The organism is Burkholderia anthinoferrum, assembly GCF_002925705.1.
GTDB lineage: Bacteria > Pseudomonadota > Gammaproteobacteria > Burkholderiales > Burkholderiaceae > Burkholderia > Burkholderia semiarida.
This window is the reverse complement of record NZ_LFZP01000003.1, coordinates 93507-105265: the sequence shown is the minus strand read 5'-3', so window position 1 is coordinate 105265 and position 11759 is coordinate 93507. Positions and strand designations below refer to the sequence as shown.

Annotated in this window: 10 protein-coding genes; 5 read left to right on the top strand and 5 right to left on the bottom strand. The window is 67.3% G+C overall.

What is annotated here, in order from left to right; genetic code table 11:
- Window positions 1–2: 2 nt before the first annotated feature.
- Window positions 3–1055, top strand: a complete 1053-nt coding sequence (locus tag C5F75_RS01740; protein ID WP_059573625.1) for an NAD(P)-dependent alcohol dehydrogenase — start codon at window positions 3–5, stop codon at window positions 1053–1055.
- Between the two features lie 106 nt (window positions 1056–1161).
- Here the strand turns inward: C5F75_RS01740 and C5F75_RS01735 are convergent, their stop codons facing one another.
- From C5F75_RS01735 to gatC, 5 genes are all read right to left on the bottom strand, one after another.
- Window positions 1162–1935 (bottom strand): exodeoxyribonuclease III, encoded by a 774-nt coding sequence (locus tag C5F75_RS01735; protein WP_059573624.1) that lies wholly within the window; start codon window positions 1933–1935, stop codon window positions 1162–1164.
- Window positions 1936–1969: 34 nt separating this feature from the next.
- Window positions 1970–2809: a polyphosphate kinase 2 family protein gene (locus C5F75_RS01730; protein ID WP_104011811.1), complete on the bottom strand. Its 840-nt coding sequence runs from the start codon at window positions 2807–2809 to the stop codon at window positions 1970–1972.
- A gap of 117 nt (window positions 2810–2926) precedes the next feature.
- On the bottom strand, window positions 2927–4402 hold the full coding sequence (gene gatB, locus C5F75_RS01725) for an Asp-tRNA(Asn)/Glu-tRNA(Gln) amidotransferase subunit GatB (RefSeq protein WP_104011810.1): 1476 nt from the start codon (window positions 4400–4402) through the stop codon (window positions 2927–2929).
- A 4-nt stretch (window positions 4403–4406) separates the two neighbouring features.
- The gene (gene gatA, locus C5F75_RS01720; protein WP_104011809.1) at window positions 4407–5897 is read right to left on the bottom strand and encodes an Asp-tRNA(Asn)/Glu-tRNA(Gln) amidotransferase subunit GatA; all 1491 of its coding nucleotides are present in this window, start codon (window positions 5895–5897) and stop codon (window positions 4407–4409) included.
- A 69-nt stretch (window positions 5898–5966) separates the two neighbouring features.
- Complete coding sequence (gene gatC, locus C5F75_RS01715; protein ID WP_059573621.1) at window positions 5967–6266, bottom strand: Asp-tRNA(Asn)/Glu-tRNA(Gln) amidotransferase subunit GatC; 300 nt, start codon at window positions 6264–6266, stop codon at window positions 5967–5969.
- A 366-nt stretch (window positions 6267–6632) separates the two neighbouring features.
- On the opposite strand from gatC, the gene C5F75_RS01710 reads away from it, so the two are divergent.
- From C5F75_RS01710 to mrdA, 4 genes are all read left to right on the top strand, one after another.
- Window positions 6633–7676 (top strand): rod shape-determining protein, encoded by a 1044-nt coding sequence (locus C5F75_RS01710; protein WP_004189550.1) that lies wholly within the window; start codon window positions 6633–6635, stop codon window positions 7674–7676.
- Between the two features lie 138 nt (window positions 7677–7814).
- Window positions 7815–8873 carry a rod shape-determining protein MreC gene (mreC, locus tag C5F75_RS01705; RefSeq protein ID WP_104011808.1) on the top strand — a complete coding sequence of 353 codons (1059 nt, stop codon included), beginning with the start codon at window positions 7815–7817 and terminating at the stop codon, window positions 8871–8873.
- The gene (gene mreD / locus C5F75_RS01700; RefSeq protein ID WP_006477476.1) at window positions 8870–9382 is read left to right on the top strand and encodes a rod shape-determining protein MreD; all 513 of its coding nucleotides are present in this window, start codon (window positions 8870–8872) and stop codon (window positions 9380–9382) included. The genes mreC and mreD overlap by 4 nt, the downstream gene beginning before the upstream one ends.
- 101 nt (window positions 9383–9483) lie before the next feature.
- On the top strand, window positions 9484–11754 hold the full coding sequence (gene mrdA / locus C5F75_RS01695; protein WP_060312265.1) for a penicillin-binding protein 2: 2271 nt from the start codon (window positions 9484–9486) through the stop codon (window positions 11752–11754).
- The last annotated feature ends 5 nt before the right edge of the window (window positions 11755–11759 follow it).

The following is an 11759-nucleotide window of genomic DNA, read 5'->3' as shown; positions in this document are numbered from 1 at the left end:
GCATGAGCACGACCTATGCCTACGCGGCGACCGATTCGCAATCGCCGCTCGCCCCGTTCGAATTCCAGCGTCGCGCGCTGCGCGACCTCGACGTCCAGATCGACGTCCTCTACTGCGGCGTCTGCCACTCGGATCTTCACCAGGCGCGCAACGAATGGCGCAACACGATCTACCCGGTCGTACCGGGCCATGAAATCGTCGGACGCGTGACCGCGACCGGCCCGCAGGTGTCGCGCTTCAAGGTCGGCGAGCTGGTCGGCGTCGGCTGCCTCGTCGATTCGTGCCGCACCTGCGCGAGCTGCGAAGAAGGCCTCGAGCAGTATTGCGAGAACGGCTTCGTCGGCACCTACAACGGTCAGGACCGCGTGACGGGCGACATCACGTACGGCGGCTATTCGACGCAGCTCGTCGTCGACGAGGCGTTCGTGCTGCGCGTGCCGGACACGCTCGACCCGGCCGGCGCCGCGCCGCTCTTGTGCGCGGGGATCACGACCTACTCGCCGCTGCGGCAGTGGAACGTCGGCCCCGGCAAGAAGGTCGGCATCGTCGGCCTCGGCGGCCTCGGCCACATGGGCGTGAAGCTGGCGCGCGCGATGGGCGCGCACGTCGTGCTGTTCACGACGTCGCCGTCGAAGATCGACGACGGCAAGCGGCTCGGCGCGCACGAAGTAGTGATCTCGAAGGACGAAGCGCAGATGAACGCGCACCTGAACAGCTTCGACTTCATCCTGAACACGGTCGCCGCGCAGCACGACCTGAATCCGTTCCTGAACCTGCTGAAGCGCGACGGCACGATGACGCTCGTCGGCGCGCCGGAGCACGACCATCCGTCGCCGCAGGTGTTCAACCTGATCTTCAAGCGCCGCCGCCTCGCGGGTTCGCTGATCGGCGGGATCGCGGAAACGCAGGAAATGCTCGATTTCTGCGCGGAGCACGGGATCACGTCCGACATCGAGACGATTCCGATGCAGCAGATCAACGCCGCTTACGAGCGGATGCTGAAGAGCGACGTGAAGTACCGGTTCGTGATCGACATGGCGTCGCTCAAGCAGTAAGCGCCGCGGCAAACGAAACGGGCCGCCTGTCGGACAGGCGGCCCGTCTTGCGTCCGGCGACCGGACGAATGGCTCGGCGGCTGCGCGCCAGGCGCGGCGCCGGCCATCACTTCGTATAGTCGTAGTCGATCGTCAGCGGCGCATGGTCGCTGAACTTGATGTCCTTGAAGATCGACGTGCGTTTCGCGGTGCCGGCCACGCCCGGCGTCGCGATCTGGTAATCGATCCGCCACCCGACGTTCTTCGCGTACGCCTGGCCGCGGTTGCTCCACCACGTGTACTGCTCGGGACGCGGGTCGAGCGTGCGGAACACGTCGACGTAGCCGACGTCGTCGAACAGCTTCGTGAGCCACGCGCGCTCTTCCGGCAGGCAGCCCGAGTTCTTCTGGTTGCTCTTCCAGTTCTTGATGTCGATTTCCTTGTGGACGATGTTCACGTCGCCGCACAGGATCACCTCGCGCTTCTTCTTCAGCGCGGCGAGGTGCGGCATGAATTCGGCCATGAAGCGGTACTTCGCCTGCTGGCGCTCCTCGCCGCTCGAGCCGGACGGCACGTACACCGACACGACCGACAGCTTGCCGTAGCGCGCCTCGACGTAGCGCCCTTCCGGATCGAATTCGCTGCTGCCGAAGCCGATGATCACGTCGTCGGGCTCGCGTCGGCTGTACACGCCCGCGCCGCTGTAGCCCTTCTTCTCCGCGTGGTGGAAATAGCTCTTGAAGCCGTGCGGCTCGACGAACTCGGCCGGCAGGTCGTCGGCCGATACCTTGATTTCCTGCACGCACACGCAATCGGCGTTCTGTTCGCCGAGCCAGTCGAAGAAGCCCTTCTTCGCGGCGGAGCGGATGCCGTTCAGGTTGGCGGTAATCACTCGCATCATGTCGGGTTCCGTTCAGTTCGATGTTTTTACAGGGTTATCGGATCTTCACGCCTTCGAGCTCGGGCTTCGGCGGCGGGAATTCCAGCTTCATGTCGGTCATCGTGCGCAGCAGCAGCTCGGCGATCATCACGTTGCGGTGCGTCTTCGAGTTCGCCGGGATCACGTACCACGGCGCATGCTCGGCCGAGGTCGCGGCGAGCGCGTCGCGGTACGCGGACTGGTAGGCGTCCCAGTGCTTGCGCGCGTCGAGGTCGGCGATGTCGAATTTCCAGTGCTTGGTCGGATCGTCGATGCGCGCCTGGAGCCGCTCGCGCTGCTCGTCCTTCGAGATGTGCAGGAAGCACTTGACGATGGTCGTGCCGTTCTCGAACAGCATCGTCTCGAAATCGCGGATCTGCCGGTAGCGGCGCTCGCACTCCTTGTCGCCGATCGCGCCGAGCACGCGCGGCACGAGGACGTCCTCGTAGTGGCTGCGGTTGAAGATCGTGAGCTCGCCCGCGGCCGGCACCTGCGCATGCACGCGCCACAGGAAGTCGTGCGCGGCCTCGATCGGCGTCGGCGCCTTGAACGGCACGATGCGCAGGCCAAGCGGATCGACCTCGCGAAACACCGCGCGCACGGTGCCGTCCTTGCCGCTCGTATCCATCCCCTGCAGCACGAGCAGCACGCGCTTCTTCTGCTGCGTGTGCAGGCGCTCCTGCTGCACGTCGAGCTCGGTCGACACCGCCGACAGCCGTTCGCGGTCGGCCTCCTTCGATCCGGACGAAAACGGCTTCGCGGCCGGGTCGAACGCGTCGAGCGTGAATGCGGCGGCTTCCTTCTCGCGCGTGCTGTACGGCACGCGGAAATCGTCGAGCGACGGTTGTTTCGCCATTCGTTCCTCCGTTGGGCGGTGCGATGCATACGATAACGCATCCGCCAAATGCGACGGGCCGCCCGAACGCGTCCGGTGCGGCCCGTCGTCAAGCGCGGGTCAGGCGCGCGCGCATGCTCAGCCGAGCTTCTTCTTCAGCAGTTCGTTGACCTGCTGCGGATTGGCCTTGCCCTTCGTCGCCTTCATCGCCTGGCCGATCAGCGCGTTGAACGCCTTTTCCTTGCCCGCGCGGAATTCCTCGACCGACTTCGCGTTCGCCGCGAGCACTTCGTCGATGATCGCTTCCAGCGCGCCGGTGTCGGAGATCTGCTTCAGCCCCTTCGCGTCGATGATGCGATCGGCCGCGCCTTCGTCGGTCGCCTTCTCGTCCCAGATCGTCGCGAAGATTTCCTTCGCGATCTTGTTCGAGATCGTGCCGTCGGCGATGCGCTGCAGCAACAGCGCGAGCTGCGCGGCCGACACCGGAATCGCGTCGATCTCGATGCCGTCGCGGTTCAGCTGCGACGACACGTCGCCCATCAGCCAGTTCGCGGCGATCTTCGCGTTCGCCGCGCCGGCCTTCGCGACCACCGCCTCGAAGTACGCGGCCATCGCCTTGCTCGACGTCAGCACGCCCGCGTCGTACGCGGACACGCCGTATTCGTCGACGAAGCGCTGCTGCATCGCGGCCGGCAGCTCGGGCATGCCGGACTGCACGCGCTCGATCCAGTCCTGGCCGATCACGAGCGGCATCAGGTCGGGATCGGGGAAGTAGCGGTAATCGTGCGCGTCTTCCTTGCTGCGCATCGAACGCGTCTCGCGCTTGTCCGGATCGTACAGGCGCGTTTCCTGCACGACTTCGCCGCCGTCCTCGATCAGCTCGATCTGACGGCGCACTTCGTAATTGATCGCTTCCTCGAGGAAACGGAACGAGTTCAGGTTCTTGATTTCCGCGCGCGTGCCGAACTTCTCCTGGCCGACCGGGCGCACCGACACGTTCGCGTCGCAGCGGAACGAGCCTTCCTGCATGTTGCCGTCGCAGATGCCGAGCCACACGACGAGCGCGTGCAGCGCCTTCGCGTACGCGACGGCCTCGGCCGCGCTGCGCATTTCCGGCTCGGTGACGATCTCGAGCAGCGGCGTGCCCGCGCGGTTCAGGTCGATCCCGGTCATCCCGGCGAAGTCTTCATGCAGCGACTTGCCCGCGTCTTCCTCGAGGTGCGCGCGGGTCAGGTTGACCGTCTTCTCGTACGCGGGCTTGCCGGCCTTTTCGTTGGCGGGCACCTGGATCGTGATCCGGCCGCCCTGCACGACCGGAATCTCGTACTGGCTGATCTGATAGCCCTTCGGCAGATCGGGGTAGAAATAATTCTTGCGCGCGAAGATGCTGCGCGGCGCGATGGTCGAGCCGATCGCGAGGCCGAAGCGGATCGCGCGCTCGACCGCGCCGCGGTTCAGCACCGGCAGCACGCCCGGCAGCGCCAGGTCGACCGGGCACGCCTGCGTGTTCGGCTCGGCGCCGAACTGCGTGGATGCGCCCGAGAAAATCTTCGAGACGGTCGACAGTTGCGCGTGCGTCTCGAGACCGATGACGACTTCCCACTGAGTAGCCATGTGCTTACACCCCCGCCGGAACTTGCTTGTGCCAGTCGGTCGCGCGCTGGAACGCGTCCGCGACCTGCAGCATCCGGGCTTCGTTGAAATAGTTGCCGATGATCTGCAGGCCGACCGGGCGCTTCGCGTTCGCGCCCGCGCCGAAGCCGCACGGCACGCTCATGCCGGGCAGGCCCGCGAGGCTCACCGACAGCGTGTAGATATCCGCGAGATACATCTGCACCGGATCGTCGCCCTTCGCGCCGAGATCCCATGCGACCGTCGGCGACGCCGGGCCCATGATCACGTCGCAGGACTTGAACGCTTCCTGGAAATCGTTCGCGATGATGCGGCGGATCTTCTGCGCCTGCAGGTAGTACGCGTCGTAGTAGCCGTGCGACAGCACGTAGGTGCCGACGAGGATCCGGCGCTTCACTTCCGGCCCGAAGCCTTCGGCGCGCGACTTCTTGTACATGTCGAGCAGGTCGCCGTACTGCGCGGCGCGGTGGCCGAAGCGCACGCCGTCGAAACGCGACAGGTTCGACGACGCCTCGGCCGGCGCGATCACGTAGTACACGGGGATCGACAGTTCCGTCTTCGGCAGCGACACCGGCACGAGCGTCGCGCCGAGCGCTTCATACTGCTTGAGCGCCGCATCGATCGTCGCGCGCACGTCGTCGGCGAGGCCGGCGCCGAAATACTCGTTCGGCAGGCCGATGCGCAGGCCGGCGAGCGGCTTGCCCGCGTCGTTGCCGGCCGCCCACGGCTGGCCGAGGTGACGCGTGAAATCTTCGTCGTCGCGCTCGAGGCTCGTCGAGTCGCGCTCGTCGAAGCCGGCCATCGCGTTCAGCAGCAGCGCGCAGTCGGACGCGCTCTGCGCCATCGGGCCGCCCTGGTCGAGCGACGACGCGAACGCGATCATCCCGTAGCGCGACACGCGGCCGTAGGTCGGCTTGATGCCCGTCACGCCCGCGAACGACGCGGGCTGGCGGATCGAGCCGCCGGTGTCGGTGCCGGTCGCGGCCGGCGCGAGGCGCGCGGCGACGGCGGCCGAGCTGCCGCCCGAGCTGCCGCCCGGCACCGCGTCCGTGTCCCACGGGTTCTTCACCGCGCCGAACGCCGAGTTCTCGTTCGACGAGCCCATCGCGAACTCGTCCATGTTGGTCTTGCCGAGCGTGACCATGCCGGCCGCCTGCAGGCGGGCGACGACGGTCGCGTCGAACGGGCTCTCGTAGTTCGCGAGCATCTTCGAGCCGGCGGTCGAGCGCCAGCCGCGCGTGACGAACACGTCCTTGTGCGCGATCGGCAGGCCGGTGAGCGCGCCGCCCGCGCCGCGGGCGAGCTCCGCGTCGGCGGCTTTCGCCTGCGCGAGGGTGAGGTCGGCGTCGACGTGGACGAACGCGTTCAGGTCGCGCGCGGCGTCGATCCGTTTCAGATAGTGCTGCGCGAGCTCGACGGCCGAGCATTCCTTGGCGGCGAGCGCGGCGCGCAGTTCGGTCAGGCTTTTTGCGTGCATTGAGTGGTTTTCCTGGGAATTCTGGGTGGCGCGCGGCGCTGGACGGCCGGCGCGCTTGTCATCGAATGCTTACTCGATCACCTTCGGCACGAGATAGAGGCCGTCCTGGACGGCCGGCGCCGGACGCTGGTTGTCGTCGCGATTGACGAGCTCCGTCACGGCGTCGTCGCGCAGGCGCTGCGCGACTGCCTGGATCTGTTCGATCGGGTGGGCGAGCGGCGCGATGCCGGCGGTGTCGACCGCCTGCATCTGCTCGACGAGGCCGAAGAATTCGTTGAGCTGGCCGAGCATGTGCTCGGCGTCGGCGTCGGCCATTTCGAGTCGCGCCAGGTGCGCGATGCGTTTCACATCGGTCAGGGTCAGGGCCATGCGATCACCGGAAAAACAAGGCTGCGCAGTGCATCGAAGCAGCACTGCGGCGGGGGGTTGGAGGGTGCGATCCCACCCTCAAAAATCGGGGCCGAAGCGGCAAAAATACCGCCCGTTTCGATTCAAATACCGCGAAATTATAAGGTATCATTACGCGTTCGACCCAAACCCGGCAGCCTTTTCCCGCACCGTTTCGCCCTGTTTCGGCAAGCCGTGCGTGCTTCGTGCGATCCCCGGTAGACATCACTCGCAGCTTCGTGCGCCGCGGCGGCCGCTTCCGCCACGCTTCCCGAGGCTGTTATTTTTTCCGCTGCCGCCCTCAGCGCTCGCTATGCAGGGCCGGCCCAGAGCGAAACAGGATTCTGAATGTTCGGTTTTTTGCGCAGCTACTTCTCCAACGATCTCGCGATCGACCTCGGCACCGCAAACACCCTGATCTACATGCGCGGCAAGGGCATCGTGCTCGATGAGCCGTCCGTCGTGTCGATCCGCCAGGAAGGCGGCCCCAACGGCAAGAAGACGATCCAGGCGGTCGGCAAGGAAGCCAAGCAGATGCTCGGCAAGGTGCCCGGCAACATCGAGGCGATCCGCCCGATGAAGGACGGCGTGATCGCCGACTTCACCGTCACCGAGCAGATGATCAAGCAGTTCATCAAGACGGCGCACGAGTCGCGCATGTTCTCGCCGTCGCCGCGCATCATCATCTGCGTGCCGTGCGGCTCGACCCAGGTCGAGCGCCGCGCGATCAAGGAAGCCGCGCACGGCGCCGGCGCATCGCAGGTCTACCTGATCGAGGAGCCGATGGCGGCCGCGATCGGCGCGGGCCTGCCGGTATCGGAAGCCACCGGCTCGATGGTCGTCGACATCGGCGGCGGCACGACCGAAGTCGGCGTGATCTCGCTCGGCGGCATCGTCTACAAGGGCTCGGTGCGCGTCGGCGGCGACAAGTTCGACGAGGCGATCGTCAACTACATCCGCCGCAACTACGGGATGCTGATCGGCGAGCAGACCGCCGAGGCGATCAAGAAGGAAATCGGCTCCGCGTTCCCGGGCTCCGAAGTCAAGGAAATGGAAGTGAAGGGCCGCAACCTGTCGGAAGGCATCCCGCGCAGCTTCACGATCTCCAGCAACGAAATCCTCGAAGCGCTGACCGATCCGCTGAACCAGATCGTGTCGTCGGTGAAGATCGCGCTCGAACAGACGCCGCCGGAACTCGGCGCCGACATCGCCGAACGCGGGATGATGCTGACGGGCGGCGGCGCGCTGCTGCGCGACCTCGATCGCCTGCTCGCGGAAGAAACCGGCCTGCCGGTGCTCGTCGCGGAAGATCCGCTGACCTGCGTCGTGCGCGGTTCGGGCATGGCGCTCGAGCGCATGGACAAGCTGGGCAGCATCTTCTCGTACGAGTGATCGCCCAGTGATCGCCTAGGCAGTCCCGTTTGATATGACGCACCCGCGGCGTGGCCGGATCGCTCGTTCAGAACGAACCGCCGCGCCGTTTGCGCGTCTGAGCATTATTTAACCGATCACACGCGCCCGGCGCCGACCATGGAATACAGTCCGCCGCCCCTCTTCAAGCAAGGTCCGCCCGCGCTCGCGCGGCTCATCTTCTTCGTCGCCCTCGCCATCGCGCTCCTCGTGTCGGACGCGCGCTTCAGCACGCTCGAAATCGTGCGCGGCGTACTCGGCACCGTGCTGTACCCGCTGCAACGCGCGGCGCTCGTGCCGCGCGACCTGTTCATGGGCGCGGCCGACATCGCCGTCACCGGCGCGTCGCTGCGCCACGAGAACGACGACCTCCGCAAACGCAACCTGCAACTGTCCACGCAGGCCAACCAGGCCGCGGTGCTTGCGCAGGAGAACATCCATCTGCGCGCGGTGCTCGAGCTGCGCCAGCACATCGCGACGCAATCGACGCCGGTCGAGATCCAGTACGACACGAGCGACCCGTTCACGCAGAAGATCGTGATCGGCCAAGGCTCGCAGCAAGGCATCCAGGACGGCTCGCCCGTCGTCAGCGAGGACGGCGTGGTCGGCCAGGTCACGCGCGTGTTCCCGCTGCAATCCGAAGTCACGCTGGTCACCGACCGCGATCTCGCGATTCCCGTGCAGGTGCTGCGCACCGGCCTGCGCAGCGTGATCTACGGCACGCCGAAGGGCGATTCGCTCGACCTGCGCTTCGTGCCGACGAGCGCGGATCTCGTCGCCGGCGACGAGCTCGTCACGAGCGGCCTCGACGGCGTCTATCCGCCCGGCCTGCCGGTCGCGAAGGTCGTGCGCGTCGACAAGCTCGCCGATACCGCGTTCGCGCGCGTGACCTGCGCACCGGTCGCGGCCGTGCGCGGCGCGCGCCAGATGCTCGTGCTGCATTACCGGAACGACATCCCGCCGCGCCCGGCCGAGCCCGATCCCGCCGCCGAGAAGAACGCGAAGGGCAAGAAGGGCGCGAAAGCCGCCGCAAAGGGCGAGAAGGCCGAGAAAACCGACAAGGCCGACGCGAACGCGAAGCCGGCCGCCGCGGCCCAGCCCGGCGCGAAGCCGGCGCCGGCCCAGCCCGCCGCCGCGCCCGCGAAGCCCGCCGCCGGGCAATCTGGAGCCCAGCGATGAACCGCCCGCAATACATCCTGCAGCCGGTCAATCCGTACTTCATCGTCTTCAGCCTCGCCGCCGCGTTCCTGCTGAACCTGATGCCGTGGGGCCGCCTGCCCGGCGTGCCCGACTTCGTCGCGCTCGTGCTGCTGTTCTGGAACATCCACCAGCCGCGCAAGGTCGGGATGGGCGTCGCGTTCGCGCTCGGCATCCTGATGGACGTGCACGACGCGGGGCTGCTCGGCGAGCATGCGCTCGCCTATACGCTGCTGTCGTACGGCGCGATCACGATCCACCGCCGCGTGCTGTGGATGCCGATCGGCGTGCAGGTGCTGTACGTCACGCCGCTGCTCGTCGCCGCGCAGCTCGTGCCGTTCGTGATCCGCCTGCTGATGGGCGCCGCGTTCCCCGGTTGGCGCTACCTCGTCGACGGTTTCGTCGAAGCCGCGCTGTGGCCGATCGCGAGCCATCTGCTACTGATGCCGCAACGCCGCCCGGTCGACCCGGACGATACGCGCCCGATCTGAGCCGGACCGACCTTGAATACCCGCCGCCCCCACGCCCGCCGCGCGCCGCGCTCCGGGGCGGCACCTCGCCCTCGCCCGCGCGCGGGCCAGATTGCCAGTAAATGACCGAATTCAACGACACCCAACAGCAGCTCTCGAGGTTCCGCCTGCGCGTCGCGGCGGCGGGCGTGTTCGTGTTCGTCTGCTTCGGGCTGCTCGCGAGCCGTTTCTTCTATCTGCAGTTGATGCAGCACGGCAAATACGCGCTGCAGGCCGAGGAAAACCGCATCTCGGTCGCGCCGATCGTGCCGAACCGCGGGATCATCACCGACCGCAACGGCGTGATCCTCGCGAAGAACTACTCGGCGTACACGCTCGAGATCACGCCGTCGAAGCTCGACGACACGCTCGACAACACGATCGACAAGCTGTCCGAGATCGTCCCGATCGACGCCCGCGACCGCCGCCGCTTCAAGAAGCTGCAGGAAGACTCGAAGAACTTCGAGAGCCTGCCGATCCGCACGCGGCTCACCGACGCCGAAGTCGCGCGCTTCACCGCGCAGCGTTTCCGCTTCCCCGGCGTCGACGTGCGCGCGCGGCTGTTCCGCCAGTACCCGCTCGGCATGACGGCCGCGCACGTGATCGGTTATATCGGCCGGATCTCGAAGCGCGACCAGGATCGCATCGATGCGATGAGCGACGACAACGACAGCGACCAGGAACACTACGATCCGCGTCGCGACGCGAACAACTACAAGGGCACCGACTACATCGGCAAGATCGGCGTCGAGCAGAGCTACGAAACCGAGCTGCACGGGCTCACGGGCTTCGAGGAAGTCGAGGTGACGGCCGGCGGCCGGCCGGTGCGCACGCTGTCGCGCACGCAGGCGACGCCCGGCAACAATCTCGTGCTGTCGCTCGACATCGGGCTGCAGCAGGTCGCCGAGCAGGCGTTCGCCGGCAAGCGCGGCGCGCTCGTCGCGATCGAGCCGAAGACGGGCGACGTGCTCGCGTTCGTGTCGTCGCCGAGCTTCGACCCGAACTCGTTCGTCGACGGCATCGACCAGCAGACCTGGGACGAGCTGAACAACTCGCCCGACAAGCCGCTCCTGAACCGCCCGCTGCACGGCACCTACCCGCCCGGCTCGACGTACAAGCCGTTCATGGCGCTCGCGGGCCTGACGCTCGGCAAGCGCACGCCGGGCTGGGGCTTCCAGGACCCGGGCTACTTCACGTTCGGCGGCCACACGTTCCGCAACGACGTGCGCTCGGGCCAGGGCTGGGTCGACATGAACAAGGCGATCATGGTGTCGAACGACACCTACTTCTACATGCTCGCGCGCGACCTCGGCGTGAACGCGATCGCGAACTTCATGAAGCCGTTCGGCTTCGGCCAGATCACCGGCATCGACATCCAGGGCGAGGCGCGCGGGATCCTGCCGTCGACCGACTGGAAGAAGAAGGCGTTCAAGAAGCCGGCGCAGCAGAAGTGGTTCGACGGCGAGACGATCAGCCTCGGGATCGGCCAGGGTTACAACTCGTTCACGATCCTGCAGCTCGCGCACGCGACCGCGACGCTCGCGAACAACGGCGTCGTGATGAAGCCCCACCTCGTGAAGGAAGTCGAGGATCCGATCACGCGCGCGCGCCACCTGACGGTGCCGAAGGAAAGCGACGTGATCCCGCTGAAGGCAGCCGACATCGACGTCGTGAAACGCGGGATGGAGAACGTGATCGAGAACCCGTCCGGTACCGCGTACAAGGTGTTCCGCGGCGCGCAGTACCTCGCCGCCGGCAAGACCGGCACCGCGCAGGTGTTCTCGCTGCAGGGCTCGAACTACAAGGGCCACCTGCTCGCCGAGCACCTGCGCGACCACGCGCTGTTCATCGCATATGCGCCGGTCGACCACCCGCAGATCGCCGTCGCGCTGGTCGTCGAAAACGGCGGCTGGGGCGCCCAGGCCGCCGGCCCGGTCGCGCGTCGCGTGCTCGACTACTACCTGGTCGAGCGCCAGAACCCGAAGAACGAAGCCGCGGCCGTGGCCGCCGCGGCGTCGGCCACCGAGCCGGTGAGCGCGCCCGTGGTCGGCGACACATCGAAGCCGGCCACGATCGCGGCCGGCTTCACCGCGCTGCCGCAGCCCGTCGTGCCGTCGGCAGCCAGCGCGGCCGACGCGGCCTCAGGCGCCTCGGGCGCGGCAGGCGCCAGCGCCACGGCGCCGGCCGACGCGAGCGCCGCGGCGCCGATGGCCGCGAGCCTGCCGCCGATCCGGCGCCCGCACCGCCCGCGCCGGCCCGCCAGCGACGCGCAGCCTGCCGTCGCCGCGCCGCGGGACGACAACCATCGTGCGACGGCCCCCGCGAAAGCGGCGGACGCCGGCACCGCTCATTAACGGAG

Bases quoted from the DNA above. Each gene is read 5' to 3' on its own strand.
- gatC (WP_059573621.1), bottom strand. From the start codon at position 6,266: ATGGCCCTGACCCTGACCGATGTGAAACGCATCGCGCACCTGGCGCGA.
- C5F75_RS01735 (WP_059573624.1), bottom strand. From the start codon at position 1,935: ATGATGCGAGTGATTACCGCCAACCTGAACGGCATCCGCTCCGCCGCG.
- gatA (WP_104011809.1), bottom strand. From the start codon at position 5,897: ATGCACGCAAAAAGCCTGACCGAACTGCGCGCCGCGCTCGCCGCCAAG.
- C5F75_RS01730 (WP_104011811.1), bottom strand. From the start codon at position 2,809: ATGGCGAAACAACCGTCGCTCGACGATTTCCGCGTGCCGTACAGCACG.
- C5F75_RS01740 (WP_059573625.1), top strand. From the start codon at position 3: ATGAGCACGACCTATGCCTACGCGGCGACCGATTCGCAATCGCCGCTC.
- C5F75_RS01710 (WP_004189550.1), top strand. From the start codon at position 6,633: ATGTTCGGTTTTTTGCGCAGCTACTTCTCCAACGATCTCGCGATCGAC.
- gatB (WP_104011810.1), bottom strand. From the start codon at position 4,402: ATGGCTACTCAGTGGGAAGTCGTCATCGGTCTCGAGACGCACGCGCAA.
- mreD (WP_006477476.1), top strand. From the start codon at position 8,870: ATGAACCGCCCGCAATACATCCTGCAGCCGGTCAATCCGTACTTCATC.
- mrdA (WP_060312265.1), top strand. From the start codon at position 9,484: ATGACCGAATTCAACGACACCCAACAGCAGCTCTCGAGGTTCCGCCTG.
- mreC (WP_104011808.1), top strand. From the start codon at position 7,815: ATGGAATACAGTCCGCCGCCCCTCTTCAAGCAAGGTCCGCCCGCGCTC.